The organism is Methylosarcina fibrata AML-C10 (assembly GCF_000372865.1).
GTDB lineage: Bacteria > Pseudomonadota > Gammaproteobacteria > Methylococcales > Methylomonadaceae > Methylosarcina > Methylosarcina fibrata.
In genome coordinates this window covers 4,410,056-4,430,171 of record NZ_KB889965.1, presented here as the reverse complement: position 1 = coordinate 4,430,171, position 20,116 = coordinate 4,410,056, and the positions used below count along the sequence as shown (strand labels likewise).

Here is a 20,116-nt window from a genome sequence, read left to right as displayed (position 1 = left end):
CGTTCAATCCCCCAATAACTGGCCGTGATCCAGGGTTAACACTCGATGGTTCATCTTCGAAATCAAGTTGATGTCGTGAGAAGCCACCAGCACGGTGACGCCGACCTGCTGAAATTTCTCGAACAACTGCATGATTTCGGCGGACAATTCGGGATCGAGGTTGCCGGTAGGCTCATCGGCCAGGATGATGGACGGCTTATTGACCACGGCTCGGGCGATACCCACCCGCTGCTGTTCCCCACCCGACAAGGTCAAAGGCAATTTCTTTTCTTTGCCCAAGAGGCCGACCTTGTCCAGCGCCGCCCTGACCCTGCGCGATACCTCAAGATGCCCATAGCCGGCAATTGCCAGCGGCAGGGCGACATTATCGAAAACGGTTCTGTCGTTTAATAACCGGTAATCCTGAAAAATAAGTCCCATTTTTCTGCGTAAAAATGGAATCTGCTTTTCCCTGGCCTGATTGAGATTCTGTCCATCGAAATAAATCTGCCCCCGACTGCAACGCTCAATAATGGCCGTCAGTTTGAACAGCGTGCTTTTGCCGGCGCCGGAGTGACCGGTGAGAAAGGCCATTTCGCCCGGCTGCAAATGGAAACTGACATTAAGCAGGACGTCGCCCGTATCCGGGTACCTTTTACAGACGTTTTCGAAAATCAGCATAATACTCGTTCAATCTTTGGCAAACAAAGCGTTGACAAAATTTTCGGCGTTAAAATCCTGCAGATCGTCTATTCCTTCGCCGACGCCGATATAACGGATCGGAATGCCCAACTGCCTGGCCAACGCAAAAATGACCCCGCCTTTGGCCGTCCCGTCGAGCTTGGTCAAAACAATGCCCGTCAACTCGACCGTCTCGTTGAACAGCCGCGCCTGGGACAAGGCATTCTGGCCGGTGCCGGCATCCAGCACCAGCAGCACTTCATGAGGCGCGGTCTCGTCCAGTTTGCCCATGATCCGTTTTACTTTTTTCAGTTCATCCATGAGATTCGATTTGGTATGCAATCGACCTGCGGTATCGGCAATCAGCACGTCGATGTTTTTGGCTCTGGCCGATTGCAGTCCGTCGTAGATCACCGAAGCCGAATCGGCGCCGGTATGCTGCGCAACCACCGGAATGTCGTTGCGCTCGCCCCAGGTTTGCAACTGCTCGACGGCTGCCGCCCGGAAGGTATCGCCCGCCGCCAGCATCACGCTCAACCCCTGCGCCTGTAACCGCTTGGCCAGCTTGCCGATGGTGGTGGTCTTGCCCGCGCCGTTGACGCCCACGACCAGAATGACGAAAGGGCCGTCCTCTTTTTGAATCTGCAAGGGTTGGCTGCATGGCTCCAGAATAGTCAACAATTCCTGCTTTAGCGCGGTCGACAACGCCGACGCATCATTCAACTGATGACGTTCCATGCTTTGAGTCAGGCCGTTGATAATGTTGGCCGTGGTCTCGACGCCAATGTCGGCCGTCAATAAACTCGTCTCGATTTGCTCCAGCAGGTCGTCGTCGATCTCTTTCTGCCCGAACGTCAGTTGGGCAAGCGCGCCGGTCAAGCCTGTCCGGGTGCGCTTCAGTTGCGATTTCAACCGCAGATAAAGCGTCTCGGGCGCGGCCGGGACATAGTCTTTTTCAACAACCCTTTCGGCCGGAACGCTGACGGCCTCCACCGCCGGCGCTTCCTTCCGCGGCGCCTGGTAGCCATAACGGCTATAAAAACTGATCGCGATGAGCGGCAACATCAACAGAGCGGCGAAAGCGGTATGCGCTACCGCAATCCATAAAGGCAGCGCCAGTTTGACGACGGCAATGCCCAGACCGAATTGTATGACCAGCCCCAGCCCCAGCCATAAAGCGCCTCTTCTGACGGGTTTGGGATAGCTTGCCGAAGCGGCGCAGAGCGCCACTCCGCCCAAAACAATCAGAGTAAGAACGGCCCCGACACGATGCAGCCAATGCACCACCACTTGCGCTTCCGCAGAAAGTATTCCGGTTTCTCCTGTCAGGATACCATGAAAAAAGTTCAAAGCCTCCCGATAATCGGCCTGGGGCCACCATTCCCCCCGGCACAGAGGAAAATCGGGGCAAGCGAGCGAGGCATAATTGGTGCTGGTCCAACCGCCGAGAATGATCTGAAAGAACAGCACCAGCATGCCCAGTCGAGCAAAATTTACCGGTCCGATGCGAACCGTCAGCCTGGAAACGCCGGGAGCGGCTCGCAGATAAAGCCAGAAGAGCAGCCAGAACGTCAGCATTCCAAGCAGCAAATGCGCGGTCACCACGACCGGCATGGTGTGCATTTTCACGGTCCACATGCCCAGGGCCGCCTGCATCGCAACCATCGCCGCCAGCCCCCAGGAAGCGCTCATCGCCGCCGCCCGGCACGATTTCTGCCACCATGACGACAAGGCCAGCCACAGGACGACCACGCCCAGCGCTCCTGCCAGATATCGATGCCCCATTTCTTTCCAGGCCTTGGCGATGTCCAGAGGCCGGTCCGGAAAAGCGAGTTCCGCTTCGGACCGGAATTCGGCGCTGTCTTCGAGAATGGCCCGCCCGTAGCAGCCCGGCCAGTCGGGACAGCCCAATCCGGCGTCCGACAAACGGACGTACGCCCCCATGACGATGACGATCAATGCCAGCAGAATGCCTATCAAAGTTATTTTTCTAAACATGTTTCCGTTAACCAATTTGTGAAATTTTCAACAGATGGGCCAAATCGCTTTTGACTTTGTAAGGGTCGAAGCCCGGTTCGTACTGCATCATCAAATTGCCTAAAGGATCCATCAGCAGCAGCATTCCGTCCGGCACTCCGTCAGGCCTGATGCCGGCTATTTTCTTCACTACGTTTTCATTCGGCCTGACTCTCAACAAGACTTTGTCGTCCTGCCACCATATGCCGGAAGCCGCTTCCTCACTGTCTTTAAAAATCAGCGCCACCCTGCGCGTCCGGGTCAGATCCTTGTTCATCATTAATTGCAATTGCCGGCTTTTATGAATCGCATCCCGGCACGCCTCGTGGCAGGTCGCCTCCGGAATGACGTTAATGATCAGCCAGTGTCCGGCCAATTCGCCGATATGTTCTTGCGAAAACGGATCGAAACCGGTCAAATCGCTGCGCTCCACCGGCACCGGCGGAATGATGAGCTGACCGTGATTGGTCCTACCCTGCAGCCATTGGGGATTTTCTTTCAAAATGTAGGCGATCAGGAAAGGAACAATGGACATTCCGAACAACGTCAGAATGATCAGACGATTTTTTTTCTGCGGGTTATTCATCATGTTTTAAGCGGCTGAACCATACAAATAGCATCGAAAGTAAAAACGCCAACGCAAACCACTGCGTCGCATAGGCCACATGTTGAGCGGGCGGCATGACGTCGGAACTGCGCCATTCGCGCCGGTAGCCTTCGGGCTGGTCTTTATCCAGCTCGATCTGAAACGGAAACAAGGGATACCCCAGTCTTTTGGACAAAATATCGGAATTGGCCACCTGAACCGTCGAAGGCCAGCCGGCGGCAGGAGTTTCCGCGCCCTCCAGTTTAATGCCGACGCCGGGAAAGCTGTTGATTCGCCCCTTCACGAGCGCCGGCATTTGTCGAATGCGCAGATCGGGCAGCTTTGTCCGGTCCGGGCCTGAAGGCACCCAGCCCCGATTGACCAGAACCGCTTTGCCGGAGCCTTCCAGAATAAACGGCGTCAATACAAAATAGCCTACTTTACCGTCGCTGATCCGGTTATCCAGCAGAAACTGATGATCGGCATCGTAGCGCCCCTGGGCTTCGACACGTTTGAATTTGAGTGCCGCCGGCGGCTCTGTCGTAGCCGGGGACAAACGCACGACTTCGGCCGTCAAGCCTAGTTTTTGCTGCTCCAGCCAGGCGCGCTTCTGCTCGGCGCGGTCCAGTTGCCAAAATCCCAATGCCAACAGCAAAGGCAGAAAGATCAGAAAAACCAGTGTAGGAATCTTTTGAAATTTCATAGCAAGGTCCTGAGTCACGTTACATTTTGCCGTCCTGTATTGGCATTTGCATCCGAATCGCCGACAATACCCGAAACCCTTTCAAAAACGTTCATTATCCCATGATAATACAAAGCATCGTAACTATTGCCTTTATTCTGATCATTATCAGCCTGGGGTCCGCGCTGTATCACCTGATTAAACACCAATCCCGGGATCATTCGGAAAAAACGGCAAAAGCACTGACTGTCCGCATTTCGCTCTCCGTGATTCTGTTCATATTCGTCTTTCTATTGATCGCCACCGGTCTTTACCAGCCTCACGGCATCGGAGCCCGAATGCATTTGAAAAAAACCGGACAAATGGAAACGGAAAAGCTCGATCAATCTCGGACAATCCCTGCTCGGTAAAATCCCGACAAAAAAAAAGCGCTGCCCGTCAGGCAGCGCTTTTAACAGGACTTCGTATTATTTACATCAAATAAACGAAAATGAACAGGCCCAACCAGACCACGTCAACGAAATGCCAGTACCAGGCCGCGGCCTCGAAAGCAAAGTGGTTTTCCGGTTTGAAATGCCCTCTCCAACTGCGGAACAGAACGACGCTCAGGATAATGGCTCCGACGCAAACGTGAAAACCGTGAAAACCGGTCAGCATGAAGAAAGTGGATCCGTAAACGCCCGAACCCAAAGTCAGTCCCATTTCGGTATAAGCTTCGTGATATTCGTAAGCCTGGAACGAAACAAACAGAAATCCCAATACGACGGTGGCAATCAAGCCCTTGATCAACTGGTCACGGTTTTTCGCCAGCAAGCCGTGATGGGCCCAGGTGCAGGTGACGCCGCTGCTCAACAGGATCAGAGTGTTCAAAAACGGCAGACCCCAGGCTCCCATCGGCTCGAACTCGCCCGTCATCTGTCCGTCAACGATCTTGCCGCCGAGTTTTTCCGGACCGTTAGTGGGCCAGGTGGCGTCGAACAACGGATGCAGCATCTCTTTCGTGACGCCTTCGCCGAGCCAAGGCACCGATAAGTTGCGGATATACCATAAAGCGCCGAAAAACACGCCGAAAAACATAATTTCGGAGAAGATGAACCACATCATGCCCATGCGGTACGATATGCCTACTTGGGTATTGTACATTCCGGTTTCGCTTTCCAGCGCCTGGAGGGTAAACCAGCCGGTCAACATCAGGACAAACACCATCAGGCCCAGGATCATGAAGAACGAACCCGCCGATGAACCGTTCAAATAATTGGCAAAGCCCGCCAGCATCAACATCAACCCGATGGTTCCGATTATGGGCCAGGTCGCTTTATGCGGAATATAATAAGCGTTGGGTGTCGACATAAGTCTCCTCTCTATTGGTTTACTGATTTTCCAGTATTATCAAAAAATGTGTAGGCAAGTGTAATCGTTTTATATTTTTCCGGAATTGCAGGATTTACGACAAACCTTACCGGCAGGGTTCTGCCCTCGCGAGGCTTGAATTTTTGTTCGGAAAAACAAAAGCATTCCGTTTTTTCAAAATATTCCGCAACGGGTCCCGGAGAAATACTGGGAATGGCTTGGGCGACCAAGTCTTTGTCCGTCTTGTTTTCCGCATAAAAATTCACCGTGTAATAGGCGCCGGGATGAATCTTCATTTTCCTGGTTTCCGCACGAAACTCCATCGGCGCCGCTTCATTGAGCGACGTCATGAATTCTACGGTTATTTCTCTGTTCGCATCCGGCTGATAGACATCGTCTTTGGCCGCGACGGATTCGACTTTACCGTTGATTCCGGTCACCTCGCACAAAACGTCGTAAAGAGGCACCAAGGCATAACCGAAACCGAACATGCCGACGACGACTAACAGCAGGGTTCGGATCAGTTTTCTGTTCTTTTGTCCGGCGTCGTCGATCATTGTGAAAGCGCTTTCATGACCGCGAAGGCATAGATCACGACGGCTATCAGAACCAATATCACTGCCGTCAATATGTTTTTCTTTTTTCTGTCCATTATTTTAATTCGATGCCAAGCAATGACTCGAACGGCCCAAGGTTAAAAATCCATTCACCTTGGGCCATCCCTTTCTTAGTGATGCTCGCTCGGAACCGATTCAGGCGGCGTCGTGAAAGTATGATAAGGAGGAGGCGACGGCAGAGTCCACTCCAGGCCGTGCTTGCTCGCATCTTCCCAAACTTCATCGGTGACTTTTTCGCCGGTGCCGCCCTTGATGGTGTCGATCACAATATAAAGGAACAGCAACTGGCTGGCGCCGAAGATGAATCCTCCGATGCTTGAAATCATGTTCCAGTCGGCAAATTGCACCGCATAGTCGGGAATTCTTCTCGGCATGCCGGCCAAGCCAAGAAAGTGCTGAGGAAAAAACAGGATGTTGACCGAAATGGCGGAAAGCCAGAAATGCAGCTTGCCGATTCTTTCGTTGTACATGTGCCCGGTCCATTTAGGCAGCCAGTAGTAACCGGCGGCCATCAAAATGAAGACCGAAGCGGGCACCAGAGTGTAATGAAAATGCGCCACGATGAAATACGTATCATGGTACTGGAAGTCCGCCGGAGCGACCGCCATCATCAGGCCGGTGAAACCGCCCATCGTAAAAAGGACGACGAAAGCAATCGAGAACAACATCGGCGTTTCGAACGTCAGCGAGCCTTTCCACATCGTCGCGGTCCAGTTGAAGACTTTCACGCCGGTGGGAATCGCGATCAGCATGGTCGCATACATGAAGTACAGTTCTCCCGCCATCGGCATGCCGACCAGGAACATGTGGTGCGCCCAGACGATAAACGACAGGAAAGCGATCGAGGCGGTCGCATAGACCATCGAACTGTAACCGAACAGGGGTTTTCGGGAAAATACCGGAATGATCGTGGAAGCCACGCCGAAGGTCGGCAGAATCATCACATACACTTCAGGATGGCCGAAGAACCAGAAAATGTGCTGGTAAAGCACGGGATCGCCGCCGCCCGCCGCATCGAAAAAACTGGTTTCGAAAAAGCGGTCGGTCAACAGCATGGTGACCGCGCCGGCGAAGACCGGCATGATGGCGATCAGCAAAAAGGCGGTGATCAGCCAGGTCCAGACGAACAACGGCATTTTCATCAAGGTCATCGCCGGAGCGCGCATGTTGAAAATGGTCGCGATAATGTTGATCGCGCCCATGATCGAGGAAATCCCGAGCAAATGCACCGAAAAAATTGCGAACGGCAGTGCCGCTCCGGTTTGCAATACCAGCGGAGGATACAGAGTCCAGCCGGCTGCGGGCGCGCCGCCTTCCATCAGCAGGGTGCTGGCCAGGAGCAAGATGCCGGCTACCAACATCCAGAAGCTCATGTTGTTCATTCGTGGCAGCGCCATGTCGGGCGCGCCGATCATTAACGGAATCATCCAGTTGGCGAGCCCCACGAAAGCGGGCATGACCGCCCCGAACACCATCACCAGAGCGTGCATGGTCGTCATCGAGTTAAAAAACTGCGGATTGACGAACTGCATGCCGGGTTCGAACAATTCGGCGCGGATAACCATCGCCATGGCGCCGCCTACAAAGAACATCGCCAGCGCGAAGACGAGATACAGGGTGCCGATATCTTTATGGTTGGTGGTGATAACCCATCTTAACCACCCTTTGGCAGGACCGTGATCATGATCATGATGATCATCATGTGGTGCTATTACAGCGGACATAATTTATACCTCAAAAATTTTTAAAATTGCTTGCAACGATTCAACAGCGTACAGCCATCATCCGGTCCGGACGGCTATTGCATGGCCTCGATTTCCTTCGGCTGAATGAAGTCATTCACCGCATTGCCCAAACCGTTCCGTGTATAGGTAACGACAGCCGCAAAATCGGTTGCGCTCAAGGTTTTACCGAAAGCCGGCATCATGCCCTTCCCGTTCATCATCAGATCGACCTGGGCTTTAATGTCGCCGGTCACCACCGGGCTTCCGGTTAACGCGGGGAACGTGGGCGGCATGCCCTGACCTTCGGCCTGATGACAGGACACGCAATTGCTCTCGTAAACTTCCTTGCCTCTGGCGATCAGTTCATCCTTCGTCATTTCCGAGACCGCCGGTTGCGCCTCGGCCTTCGGCGCCGAGGATTCGGCAGCCGGGGCCGAAGCACCCGCGCCTTCCGGCAGCATCTCCTGGATCGCTTTCGGCTGGATTTCGTCGCCGACCTTGTTGCCCAGCGCATTCCGGGTATAAGTAATGACCGCGGCCAGTTCATCGGCCTTCAACATTTTTGCGAAGGCAGGCATCGCGTTTTTACCGTTCAGCACGATTTCCGCCTGCGCCTTGATGTCGCCTTTCACGACCGAGCTGCCTTTGAGCGCCGGGAAAGCACCGGGGACGCCTTCGCCGCCGGGCAGATGGCAGGTCGAGCAATTTTTCTCGTAAACCGTGGCGCCTTTGGCAACCAATTGGTCATGGCTTTGATCGCTTAAATCGGGGCCTTTTTGAGCTTCTTCCTGAGTCTTTTTAACCCAGGCGTCGTAGTCGGGCTGATCCATGGCCACCACGACGATAGGCATGAAACCGTGATCCTTGCCGCACAGTTCGGTACACTGGCCGCGATAAGTGCCGGGTTTTTCGACCATTGTCCAGGCTTCATTGATGAAACCCGGGTTTGCGTCCTTTTTCCAGCCCAGAGCGGGAACCCACCAGGAGTGAATCACATCGGCGGCGGTAAAGACGAAACGGATTTTCTTGTTGGTGGGAATCACCAGCGGATGATCGACGTTCAGCAGGTAGTTCGAAACCGAACGGGGATCGATGCCGGAATCCAACTGACGAGCCTTATTGCTGGCCTCGTCCAGGCTGCTGAAAAAATGGATGCCGCTGTCGAGATAGTCGTATTCCCATTTCCATTGCCAGCCGGTCACCTTGATGGACATATCGGAATCTTGAACGTCGTCGAGCTCCAGCATGGTTTTGGTGGCTGGGATGGCCATGCTGATCAAAATGACGGTCGGAATAATCGTCCAGATGATTTCGACGGTCGTGTTCTCATGAAATTGTTCGGCTTTATGCCCTTTGTCCTTGCGATGATGGTAGATCGAATAGAACATAGTGCCGAACACAACGATGCCAATTAATACGCAAATCCATAGGGTCAGCATATGCAGGTCATAAATGTCATTACTGATTTTTGTGACCCCTTTTACTAAATTGAGCGAGTATTCCGCCCGCGCTGATTCCTGGCCTAACGCCATCAAAATCAGGCCTGCGAATAGTTGCTTAGTTTTGTTCACGAGCAGCCTCTTCGTAAGTAGTTATAAACTCTTGATCCGATATATCATTCCGCAACTCCCTGGAAGACAAACAGTCATTACGCAACAATTATCACAAATAAACCGGGTAATTTTAACTCATCATACCGATCAGCGCCAGGATTCTATGGCCATGCAGCAAAATCCACCGGTACTCATGAAGCCCTTTCCGCCGCGCTCTTTCGTCAATTTCGACCCGGCGGCTCGAAGTCCGTTGTAAAATGGGCGGCTTCAACGCCGGCCGCGCGGCTTGTGTCGATCCGCCGGTGTTGCTTTTCCGGAACCCGGTTAACTGTTCGGCAGGAAACGGCAGACGGCTACGGCTTTACCGAAAACGTTTCGGTATAGGTCGTCCCCTGCACGCAGGCGTCCCGGGCGGTAGGACTCTCGCAGGAAGTATCGGTCATCTCGGCCTTCAGAACGCCTTCCTTTTCCGGCACGAAATAAAACCTGAAATTGGGGTCCGAACTGATGGCGATGTCGGTTTTGGCGGTCAATACCGGCTTATCGTTGAACGAGACCCGGACGTTTTTGATGAAATGGGATTTTTTTACAAACCGGGTGACCTGATCCATCTGCATGCCGGTAATGTTGGGATGGCTGATCAACAGTTGCACCAGGGAAGGCTCTGCCGTTTTGAGCCCTTCGTCCAGTCGGAATTTCATTTTTCCGAGCCGTTTCATCGAAGCGTCCAGATCGGCGGTAATCGGCGCCGAACACCCGCCGCTGGCCTTGACGAACTTTTTGGCCATGAATAATTTTCCGTCGTTCGTTTCGGCAACGGCGCGGACATAGCTGTAGGTATTGACGCGAATCCGCATGGCCAGGTCGGCCTTGCCGCTGGCCGGAGTCAATTCGAATTCGCCGACGAACGGAAAAGGATTTTTATCGACCAGCACCAGAATCCTTTTGACGTAGCTTTCTCCGGATTGCTTCATCCTGCTGACGATCCTCAGCGGCACCAGCGCCGGATCCTCGGCCCGGTAAGGCGCTTCCAGCTCGATCATGCCGCTCGCCTCGTCGATAGACCGGCCGGCAAAATACTGTTCTTTCAATACGTTATTCCACTCGACTTCATCGGTTTCGGCACCGACGGCTCCGGTCGACAGCAATGCTAAAAAAAGCAAGCCGCAGAGCGTTTTATTCATGTTCACTTCATTTCACCCGCGAATTCAATTTGATCTAATTTTTCCCTGCCTTTCGACAGCGGCACTGCTTTATCATTCCCTCGGTATTTGAAACCGTTTGCCCGGAATCTGTCAAAATTTTCTCGCCGTGTGATGATTGAAGCAGGGCCTTGCCGGTCAAGAAACCGTCTTTTTGCCGAAACGGCCTACGGTCATTTTCGCCTGACCGTCTGCGGCTTGTCCCTCAGACTGGCGGTCGCCAGATAGATCTCTCTCAAAAAGAACAGCAAGGCGAGAATCAAGGCGATCATCGCAATGATGAACGACGTGGCGATGAAGATGTGGAAATCAAGCCCTACCAACGTGCCCACGAACAAAGAAACAATCACGGTGCAGATCAGCAAGGCGCATAAGGAACACAGGCTGATGGCCCAATTGATCACGCGAATCCGCCGCGACAGCAGAGCCAGCTCGCACCGAATTCCGGCAGAAGCCGAGCTCTCGCTTTCACCGGCCGAAAGGCGGCCTTCGAGCAGGCGGGTGCGGTCGACGATCCGTCCGACGCGGTTGGTCAACACCGACAGGACCGAGCCGACGCCGGTGAGAAGAAACACCGGCGCGACGGCAAGCTGAATGACGTGTGCCAGATCGGTCAGCGGGGTTTGTAATGCAGTCTGCATGATCATGATCGATGAAAAGTCGGAGCGGCGCGGTTGACCGTAAATCCGGAAAAAACGGAGCAGCCGGCGCCGATCGACTGCGGCCGCCTCTTTTACTGATAATCCGACACTGGAGGACACGTGCAGACCACGTGCCGGTCGCCGTAAACGTTGTCGATCCGGCCGACCGGCGGCCAGTACTTGTCGTCGTGCTGCCGGCCGTCCGGAAAAAACGCCTGTTGCCGGCTGTACGGCAAAACCCATTCCTCGAGCAGCAGACGATGGGTATGCGGTGCATTGCGCAGCAGGTTGTTTTCAGGATCGGCGCGCCCCTCGGCGACGTCTTCGATTTCCTGACGGATGGCGATCATCGCCTCACAAAAACGATCGATTTCGGCTTTATCCTCGCTTTCGGTCGGTTCGATCATCAGCGTGTCGGCGACCGGAAAAGCCACGGTGGGCGCATGAAAACCGTAGTCGATCAATCGTTTGGCGATGTCCTCCACGGTAATGCCGACGGATTTTTTAAATTCCCGGCAGTCGATGATGCACTCGTGCGCCACCCAGCCGTTCTTGCCGGTATAAAGCACCGGATAGTAAGGCGAAAGCCGTTTGGCGATGTAGTTAGCGTTCAGGATGGCGGTAAGCGTCGCCTTTTTCAGGCCGGCCGAGCCCATCATCGCGATATAAGCCCAGGAAATGCTGTAAATGCTCGCCGATCCCCAGGGAGCGGCAGAAACGGTGCCGACTGTACCGGCCGGCCCTTTGGCGGGATTGACGCCTTTCACGACCGGATGGTCGGGCAGAAACGGCGCCAGGTGCGCCCTGACCCCGATCGGCCCGACGCCGGGGCCGCCGCCGCCGTGAGGGATCGAAAAAGTCTTGTGCAGATTGAGATGGGCGACGTCGGCGCCCAGCCTGCCGGGCCGGCTCAATCCGACCAACGCATTGAAGTTGGCTCCGTCCAGATACACCTGGCCGCCGTGGCGATGGATCAGGTCGCAAATTTCCCGGAACGACTGCTCATAGACCCCGTGCGTTGAAGGATAGGTGATCATCAGGGCCGCCACCGTATCGCGATGCGCTTCGAGCTTCGCCCGCAAATCGTCCAGACTGACGTTGCCGTGCTCGTCGCAGGCGACCACCACCACTTCGAGCCCCGCCATGACCGCGCTGGCCGGATTGGTGCCGTGTGCGGACGCCGGAATCAGGCAGACGGTGCGCTGAGGCTGCCCGGAGACCTCGTGGTATTTGCGGATAACCAGAAGGCCTGTGTATTCTCCCTGCGAGCCGGCGTTGGGCTGCAAGGAAAAGGCATCGAAGCCGGTCAGATCGCACAGCATGTCTTCCAGTTCGGCGAACATCTGTTGATAGCCCAGGGTCTGATAGAGCGGCGCGAACGGATGCAGCCCGTTGAATTCGTGATAGGAAATGCTCTGCATTTCGGCGGCGGCATTCAGCTTCATCGTGCACGAGCCCAAAGGAATCATCGAGCGGTCCAGCGCGACGTCGCGGCGGGCCAGCTTTCTCATGTAGCGCATCATCTCGGTCTCGGAATGATAGCGTTCGAACACCGGATGCCGCAAAATCTCGTCGCTGCGCAGCAGCGAGGGCGGCAGGCATTCGCCCACCGTCTCGTGCAGTCGGTTGATGTTGGGAAAATCGGCGGAGGACGGTGCGAAGACCTGCCACAGATCCCGAATAGTCCGCCGGGTCGTGGTTTCGTCGAGAGCAATGCCGAGATGGTCCGCATCGATGACGCGCAGATTGATGTTCGCCTCGGCCGCCTGCGCCGCCAGACGTTTGGCCCGGTTCGGAGCGCAGACGACGATGGTGTCGAAATAGCTCTTGCTGATCACTTCGTACCCTAATTGGGCAAGACCCGCCGCCAGGATTTGCGCGTAGCGATGGACCCGGCCAGCGATCAGGCGAAGTCCTTGAGGCCCGTGGTAAACCGCGTAGAATCCGGCAATGACCGCAAGCAAGACCTGGGCCGTGCAGATGTTGCTGGTCGCTTTTTCCCGGCGGATGTGCTGCTCGCGCGTTTGCAGCGCCATTCTGAGCGCGACCTGGCCGTGGCGATCCTTCGAGACGCCGATGAGCCGGCCCGGCATCGATCGTTTGTATTCGTCGCGGGTGGCGAAAAAAGCCGCATGCGGCCCGCCGTAGCCCATCGGCACGCCGAAACGCTGAGAATTGCCGATTGCGATGTCCGCCCCGAACGCGGCGGGCGGTTGCAACAGCACCAGGCTCAACAGATCCGCCGCCACGGTAACGAGCGCGGACCGGGTATGGGCGGTCTGCACGATCTCGTTCAAATCCCTGACTTCTCCCCGAGAGCCCGGATACTGTACCAGCACGGCGAAAAACGAGTACCGGTGCAGATCCCGGTAGGGATCGGCGACAATCACTTCATACCCCATCGAACGGGCCCGGGTTTTCACCACCGCGATGGTTTGCGGATGGCAATCGCAATCGACCACAATGGTATTGACCGGGCTTTTCGACAAGCGGCGCGACATCGCCATCGCTTCGGCGGCGGCCGTGGCTTCATCGAGCAGCGAGGCGTTGGCGATGTCGAGACCGGTCAGATCGATGACCATTTGCTGGAAATTCAGCAAGGCTTCCAGGCGGCCCTGGCTGATTTCCGCCTGATACGGCGTGTAAGCGGTGTACCAGCCCGGATTTTCCAGCACGTTCCGCTTGATCACCGCCGGCATGACGGTATCGTAATAGCCCATGCCGATCATCGAGGTAAACACTTTATTGCGCTCCCGCATCCGGCGCATGTGCTTGATGACGGCGATTTCGCTGATCGTTTCGGTCAGTTTCAGCGGCTCGCGGTCGATAATGTCCTCGGGCAGCGCCCGCTCGATGATCTGTTCGAGTTCGGTCAGGCCCAGTTCGGCCAGCATTTCCCGAATCTGTTGCGAATCGGGGCCGATGTGGCGCTGAATGAAATCGCCGCGCATTTCCAACTGGTTCAGGCTGGGACGGGATTCGGTCATGGCGGTTTACCTGTGGTAGCGAGGGGAAATGAATGGGAGGCGAGTCACAGTCAGCGCAATGCGATGGCTTCGGACTTGCGCATACAGAACAACGCCGGGCGCAGCCAGTTCGCTGCGGACAAAACCCATCGCCACGGGACGGTCCAGGCTGGGAGCGAAGCCGCCGCTGGTGATTCGGCCGGCATCGCAGCCGTTTTCGTCCTTAAGCCCGACGCCTTCCCGGACCGGAATCCTGCCTTCTACGATAAAGCCTACCCGTTTTTGCTCGACGCCCTGCTCCAGTTGCCGATGGATTTTGCCGGCTCCCGGAAACTCGCGATGCCCTTTTCTGATCAGCCACTGCAAGCCGGCTTCCACCGGCGTTATGTTGTCGTCGAGCTCATGCCCGTAGAGGCACAATCCGGCCTCCAGCCGCAACGTGTCTCGGGCGCCGAGGCCGATCGGCTCCACTCCGGTTTCTTCGAGCAGTTTCCGGGCCAGCCGCTCGGCATGCCGGTTTTCCAGCGAAATTTCAAAGCCGTCCTCGCCGGTATAACCGCTGCGGCTCACCAGGCACGGCACGCCGTTCAATTCGGTTTCGACCGCGTGCATGAAGGTCAGCCCGGCGGCGGCAGCGGAATAGTTTTGCATCACGGCGGCGGCCATGGGTCCTTGCAGAGCCAGCAGCGAACGATCGGACATTTCGAGCAATCGGCAAGCGCCGGACAAGCGCTCGGAGAGATGGCGGTAATCCTTGGCGGCGCAGGCGGCATTGACGATCAACGTCAGCCCGTCCTTGCGGCGAAGCACGATGATGTCGTCGATGATCCCGCCGTGGTCGTTGGTCAGCACGGTATACTTCATCTGCCCCGGAATCAATTCTGCGATGCCGCCCGGCGTCAGGCGCTCCAGTTCGTCCGTGGCCCCATCGCCCGAAATCAGGCATTGGCCCATGTGCGAAACATCGAACAAGCCGGCCCTCGTTCGGCAATGCCGGTGCTCGTGCAGGATCCCGCCCGGATAGTGAATCGGCATCTCGTACCCGGCAAACGGAGCCATTTTCGCGCCCAGTTCGAGATGCAGGGGATATAAGGAAGTCTGTTTTAACATGGCGCCACTCGGTCGGCTCATCGAAGCTGAAACCAGTATAACGTCAAGGCCGTCCAAGGCCAAATCGAGCGAACCGAGGAAGGCCGAGGAATCATTCCCGATTTCTATCCCTCCAATAACGTCATATAATCAGACGGCAATTCCAGACCAGGCATTCAGAGCCATGGTCAAGGTTAACTATACATGCCATTGACGACGATAAATACCGATATTCTACAAAAGATGCCCTTTCCGGCCAGCCGATTCCCAAGGAGAACGCATTATGTCTGAACAGCCCGACTTCATTCGCTGGTTCAAGGAATTAACGATCGAGGATATTCCTCTGGTCGGCGGCAAAAACGCATCCCTTGGGGAAATGTACCGAGAATTGACCGCGCAAGGCATTCTGATACCGAACGGCTTCGCCGTCACCGCCGAGGCTTACCGTTACGTGCTGGATCAAGCCGACGCCTGGGAGCCGCTGCATCAGGCCCTGGACGATCTGGATCCCGACGATGTCGCCGATCTGGCCCGGCGCGCCCGCAGAGCCCGCGAAATTGTTTATGCATCGCCGCTGCCGGAGGATCTGGAACGGCAGATTCTTGGTGCCTATGCCGAACTCAAGCGCCAGTACGGGGATGACTTGAGCGTCGCCGTGCGCAGCTCGGCCACTGCCGAGGATTTGCCGACCGCCAGCTTCGCCGGACAGCAGGACACCTATCTCAACGTCAGTGGCGAGCAATCCCTGTTGGACGCCTGCAAGCGCTGTTTCGCCAGCCTATTCACCGACCGGGCCATTCATTACCGGATCGATCAGGGCTTCGATCATTTCAAGCTGGCGCTCTCGGTCTGCGTGATGAAAATGGTGCGCTCCGACCTGGCGTCCAGCGGCGTCCTGTTCTCCCTGGATACCGAATCGGGTTTCAACGACGTCGTCTTCATTACCGGCGCTTACGGACTTGGGGAGAACGTCGTGCAGGGAGCGGTCGATCCGGACGAGTTTTACGTCCACAAGCCGACGTTCGGGCAGGGTTACCGTTCCGTATTGAGACGTTCCCTGGGCGCCAAGAAAATCAAAATGATCTACAGCGACGGCAGTACGCGCGAGCCGATCCGCAACGTCGCCACGTCCTTGCAGGAACGCGATCGTTTCTGCATCGGCGACGAGGACGTCCTGGTTCTGGCCGATTACGCGATAAAAATCGAGAAGCATTACAGCGACAAGGCGGGCCATGCCAAACCGATGGACATCGAATGGGCCAAGGACGGCCTCGACGGCAAGCTCTACATTGTACAAGCCCGACCCGAAACGGTCGCCTCCCAGAAGCAGGGCGCGATTCTGGAACAGTACGAATTGAGGGAGCGAGCCGAACCGATCGTGACCGGCCATGCCGTCGGCAGTAAGATCGCGCCGGGAACGGCCCGGATTATTCGGAAGGTGGAGCAACTGACCGAGTTCAAGGCCGGCGAAATTCTGATCGCCGACATGACCACGCCCGACTGGGAGCCGGTGATGAAGATCGCCTCCGCGATCATCACCAACCGCGGCGGGCGCACCTGCCATGCCGCGATTGTGGCCCGCGAACTCGGCGTGCCGGCGGTCATCGGCTGCGGCAACGCCACGGCCGCCATCGCCGACCGGATTCCGATCACGGTGTCCTGCGCCGAGGGCGACACCGGCAAGGTTTATCCGGGCCATCTGAAATTCGACGTCAACCGGACCGATCTCTCGAATCTTCAGCGTCCTAAAACCCATATCATGATCAACATCGGCAATCCTGAAATCGCCTTCAAAACCAGTTTCCTGCCGAACGACGGCGTGGGTCTGGCGCGCATGGAATTCATCATCACCGAATACATCAAAGCGCATCCGATGGCGCTGATCCATCCGGACCGGGTCCAGAATCCCAAGGAAAAGGAACAACTGGCCCTTTTGACCGCCCGCTACGCTTCCGGCTCGGATTTTTTCATCGAAAAACTGTCCGAGGGCGTCGGCACGATCGCCGCGGCGTTTTATCCGAAGCCGGTGGTGGTCCGAATGTCGGATTTCAAAACCAACGAATACGCCACGCTGCTCGGAGGACGCGGGTTCGAGTTCGAGGAAGCCAATCCGATGATCGGCTTCCGGGGCGCTTCCCGCTATACGCATCCCGCCTACGCCGAGGGGTTTGCGCTGGAATGCGCGGCGATGAAACGGGTGCGCGACGGGATGGGGCTGACCAACGTGATCCTGATGATCCCGTTTTGCCGCCGGGTCGAAGAAGCCGAGCGCGTCCTCGACTACATGGCAAAGCTGGGCCTGAAGCACGGCGAAAACGGCCTCAAAATCTATGTAATGTGCGAAATCCCCAACAACGTGATTCAGATCGATGCCTTCTCCCGGCATTTCGACGGCTTTTCGATCGGCTCCAACGACTTGACCCAGCTCACTCTGGGCGTGGACCGGGATTCCCAAATCGTCGCCGAGGATTTCGACGAACGCGATCCCGGCGTCAAGGAAATGATCCGCCTCGCCGTCGCCGGCGCCCGGCGCAATGGCCGGCATTGCGGACTGTGCGGCCAGGCTCCGTCGGACTATCCTGAAATGGCCGAGTTTCTGGTCGAAACCGGCATCGATTCGATGAGCCTGAATCCCGATACGGTGTTGAAGACGACGCAACTGGTGCTGGAGACGGAGAAGAGGCTGGGCAGGACGTAAAATTTAGTCTGTCCTCGAACCCTAGAGGTTTACAAAAACATATTTCCAAAATCAACCGAAGCTCTAAAAAGAATAGCTAGAGAAAGCCTAATAAATTAAGGGTTAGAAAATAGGGGATCGAAGTCGAAGATAATTAACTTTAATTGCCAGCAAAGATACGTTTTTCAATTTACCGAATAAACCCGACAAGAACGGACTTTAAGAGTATAAAACCATGCCCACACAATTCATTACCGATTCAGAAGGTCACAAAATATCCGTCATATTGCCTATCGATGAATATCAGCAACTCTTGGAGGATTTAGAGGATGCCATGGATGCCTGCGCTGCTCTGACCGAGGCCAAACAAAACGGCTTTATTGACTGGGAAGAAATCAAGACCAAGCATGGCCTATAAAATCAAATTTACGCCTGCCGCCGATAGGCAATTCGCCAAGCTCACTAAAAATCAGCAACAAGCCGTTGCCGGCGCGTTGGTTCGATTGGCGGAAAATCCTCGCCATCCAGGAGTCATTAAGTTATCCGGGGAACACAGTTTATATCGGGTTCGAGTAGGCGAACATCGGGTCATTTTTCAAATTGAAGACGATGTGCTTTATGTCGTTGTAGTAAAGATCGGACATAGGAAAGATGTTTACAAAAAATGATATGACTCATCCCCTACTGTCCGTCAACAACCTCAGCGTCGCCTTCAATCACGGCAATCCCGTAGTCGACGGCATCAGTTTCGACATCCGCCCCGGCGAAACCTTCGCCCTGGTCGGCGAGTCGGGATCGGGTAAATCGATTACCGCCCTGTCGGTATTGAGACTGCTGCCGCCGAACGCAGCCATGACAGCCGGTTCCATCTTATTGCAGGACGACGACCTGCTCTGCCGTTCGGAACTGGAGATGTGCCGAGTCCGCGGGCGGCGCATCGGGCTGATCTTTCAGGATCCGATGTCCTCGCTGAACCCGGTGATGACCGTAGGCAAACAGATTGAAGAAGTGATCCGGCTGCACTTCTCGTTGCCCAAAGCGGCCGTCAAACAGCGAGTGCTGGACTTGCTGCAGCAGGTCGAGATCCCGAATCCGGAACAGCGGCTGAAAGACTATCCGCATCAATTGTCGGGCGGGCAGCGGCAGCGGGTAATGATCGCGATCGCGCTGGCCGGGAACCCCGATTTGCTCATCGCCGACGAGCCGACCACCTCGCTCGACGTCACGATCCAGGCGCAAATTCTGGCGCTGCTGAAGCAATTGCAGCGGCAGACCGGCATGGCCTTGTGGCTGATCAGCCACGATCTGGCCCTGGTGGCCACCCTGGCCGACCGCATTGCGGTGATGCAGAAAGGAAAAATCGTCGAGACCGGTCCGACCGAAGAACTCTTCGCCCGGCCGGAACATCCTTATACCCGAAAATTGCTCATGGCCTTGCCGTCGATGCAAAGCTGCCTGGCCCACGAACCGATGGAAAAGCCGCCGCTGCTGCGGGTCAGCGACTTTTATTATCTGTACCCTGTCCGCAAGGGACTCTTCAAACGGGTGGTCGATCACGTGCGGGCGGTCGACGGCGTCAGTTTCACGATCCAGCAGGGAAAGACCCTGGCGCTGGTCGGCGAATCCGGCTGCGGCAAGACGACGCTCGGCAAAGCCCTGTTGAACCTGATACCGGGCGGAACCGGCCAGGTCCTGCTCGACGGCGTCGACCTGAACCGATTGGACGGCGAAGCCTTAAGGCGGAAACGTTCGGACATACAGATCGTGTTTCAGGATCCTTTCTCGTCGATGAATCCCAGAATGCTGGTCGGCGACATCGTCGCCGAAGGCATCCGGGCGCTGCATCCCGAAATCGATGCCGAAACCCGACGGACCAGAGTCCGACAACTGCTCGAACAGGTAGGATTGCCGTCCGACGCGGCCCTGCGCTATCCTCACGAGTTTTCCGGCGGCCAAAGGCAAAGGATCTGCATCGCCCGAGCGCTGGCCGTCAACCCCAGACTGATCGTCTGCGACGAACCGACCAGCGCGCTGGACGTCTCGGTACAGGCCCAGATCGTCGATTTACTGAAGTCGCTGCAGCGGGACAAAGGCGTCAGTTTTCTGTTCATCACCCACGACCTGGCCCTAGTCGGAGAAATCGCCGACGAGGTCGCGGTGATGTATCGGGGCCGGATCATCGAACAAGGTCCCGTTCAGCAGGTGCTGATGAACCCTGGGCACGCCTATACCCAAAAGCTGCTGGCGGCGGTTCCGTCCGTGAAGACGCCGCCCTCTGCCTCCGGGCCGGCCGTGGAACTTATGGATTCATCGGTCTATCCTAAAAACTGACCGCTGCGATCCATTCCGGATC

17 protein-coding genes are annotated in these 20,116 nt (G+C 55.9%); 5 read left to right on the top strand and 12 right to left on the bottom strand.

Annotation, left to right across the window (positions count from 1 at the left end; translation table 11 throughout):
- Window positions 1–3: 3 nt before the first annotated feature.
- From ftsE to A3OW_RS0120890, 4 genes are read right to left on the bottom strand one after another with little or no spacing between them, the layout of a single operon-like run.
- A complete protein-coding gene (gene ftsE, locus A3OW_RS0120905; protein ID WP_020565407.1) occupies window positions 4–660 on the bottom strand; it encodes a cell division ATP-binding protein FtsE in 657 nt (218 codons plus the stop codon).
- Between the two features lie 9 nt (window positions 661–669).
- Entirely contained in the window at window positions 670–2,658 is a 1,989-nt protein-coding gene (ftsY, locus tag A3OW_RS0120900) for a signal recognition particle-docking protein FtsY (protein ID WP_020565406.1), read from the bottom strand.
- Window positions 2,659–2,665: 7 nt separating this feature from the next.
- Window positions 2,666–3,262 (bottom strand): hypothetical protein, encoded by a 597-nt coding sequence (locus A3OW_RS0120895; protein WP_026223789.1) that lies wholly within the window; start codon window positions 3,260–3,262, stop codon window positions 2,666–2,668.
- On the bottom strand, window positions 3,255–3,965 hold the full coding sequence (locus A3OW_RS0120890) for an SURF1 family protein (protein ID WP_020565404.1): 711 nt from the start codon (window positions 3,963–3,965) through the stop codon (window positions 3,255–3,257). Before A3OW_RS0120890 ends, A3OW_RS0120895 begins: the two co-directional genes overlap by 8 nt.
- 101 nt (window positions 3,966–4,066) lie before the next feature.
- Here A3OW_RS0120890 and A3OW_RS0120885 point away from each other — a divergent pair, with 101 nt between their 5' ends.
- On the top strand, window positions 4,067–4,354 hold the full coding sequence (locus A3OW_RS0120885) for a twin transmembrane helix small protein (RefSeq protein ID WP_020565403.1): 288 nt from the start codon (window positions 4,067–4,069) through the stop codon (window positions 4,352–4,354).
- Between the two features lie 61 nt (window positions 4,355–4,415).
- Here A3OW_RS0120885 and A3OW_RS0120880 read toward each other — a convergent pair whose 3' ends face one another.
- From A3OW_RS0120880 to gcvT, 8 genes are all read right to left on the bottom strand, one after another.
- Complete coding sequence (locus A3OW_RS0120880) at window positions 4,416–5,294, bottom strand: cytochrome c oxidase subunit 3 (RefSeq protein WP_020565402.1); 879 nt, start codon at window positions 5,292–5,294, stop codon at window positions 4,416–4,418.
- Between the two features lie 11 nt (window positions 5,295–5,305).
- Window positions 5,306–5,851, bottom strand: a complete 546-nt coding sequence (locus tag A3OW_RS0120875) for a cytochrome c oxidase assembly protein (RefSeq protein WP_020565401.1) — start codon at window positions 5,849–5,851, stop codon at window positions 5,306–5,308.
- Between the two features lie 170 nt (window positions 5,852–6,021).
- Window positions 6,022–7,635, bottom strand: coding sequence for a cytochrome c oxidase subunit I (gene ctaD, locus A3OW_RS0120865; protein WP_026223788.1), 1,614 nt, complete (start codon window positions 7,633–7,635; stop codon window positions 6,022–6,024).
- Between the two features lie 74 nt (window positions 7,636–7,709).
- Window positions 7,710–9,206, bottom strand: coding sequence for a cytochrome c oxidase subunit II (gene coxB / locus A3OW_RS0120860; protein ID WP_020565398.1), 1,497 nt, complete (start codon window positions 9,204–9,206; stop codon window positions 7,710–7,712).
- Between the two features lie 335 nt (window positions 9,207–9,541).
- The gene (locus A3OW_RS0120850) at window positions 9,542–10,372 is read right to left on the bottom strand and encodes a quinoprotein dehydrogenase-associated SoxYZ-like carrier (RefSeq protein WP_020565396.1); all 831 of its coding nucleotides are present in this window, start codon (window positions 10,370–10,372) and stop codon (window positions 9,542–9,544) included.
- 191 nt (window positions 10,373–10,563) lie between these two features.
- Entirely contained in the window at window positions 10,564–11,151 is a 588-nt protein-coding gene (locus A3OW_RS0120845; protein WP_020565395.1) for a DUF2721 domain-containing protein, read from the bottom strand.
- The gene (gcvP, locus tag A3OW_RS0120840) at window positions 11,124–14,018 is read right to left on the bottom strand and encodes an aminomethyl-transferring glycine dehydrogenase (RefSeq protein ID WP_020565394.1); all 2,895 of its coding nucleotides are present in this window, start codon (window positions 14,016–14,018) and stop codon (window positions 11,124–11,126) included. Before gcvP ends, A3OW_RS0120845 begins: the two co-directional genes overlap by 28 nt.
- 6 nt (window positions 14,019–14,024) lie before the next feature.
- On the bottom strand, window positions 14,025–15,107 hold the full coding sequence (gene gcvT, locus A3OW_RS0120835) for a glycine cleavage system aminomethyltransferase GcvT (protein ID WP_020565393.1): 1,083 nt from the start codon (window positions 15,105–15,107) through the stop codon (window positions 14,025–14,027).
- A gap of 262 nt (window positions 15,108–15,369) precedes the next feature.
- Between gcvT and ppsA the strand changes: the two genes are divergently transcribed.
- The 4 genes from ppsA to A3OW_RS0120815 all read left to right on the top strand — a co-directional run bounded on the left by ppsA (window position 15,370) and on the right by A3OW_RS0120815 (window position 20,094).
- Window positions 15,370–17,784: a phosphoenolpyruvate synthase gene (gene ppsA / locus A3OW_RS0120830; protein ID WP_020565392.1), complete on the top strand. Its 2,415-nt coding sequence runs from the start codon at window positions 15,370–15,372 to the stop codon at window positions 17,782–17,784.
- Between the two features lie 214 nt (window positions 17,785–17,998).
- Window positions 17,999–18,181, top strand: a complete 183-nt coding sequence (locus tag A3OW_RS0120825) for a hypothetical protein (RefSeq protein WP_020565391.1) — start codon at window positions 17,999–18,001, stop codon at window positions 18,179–18,181.
- Complete coding sequence (locus A3OW_RS0120820) at window positions 18,171–18,431, top strand: type II toxin-antitoxin system RelE family toxin (RefSeq protein WP_020565390.1); 261 nt, start codon at window positions 18,171–18,173, stop codon at window positions 18,429–18,431. Before A3OW_RS0120825 ends, A3OW_RS0120820 begins: the two co-directional genes overlap by 11 nt.
- 1 nt (window position 18,432) lies before the next feature.
- Entirely contained in the window at window positions 18,433–20,094 is a 1,662-nt protein-coding gene (locus tag A3OW_RS0120815; RefSeq protein ID WP_020565389.1) for an ABC transporter ATP-binding protein, read from the top strand.
- The last annotated feature ends 22 nt before the right edge of the window (window positions 20,095–20,116 follow it).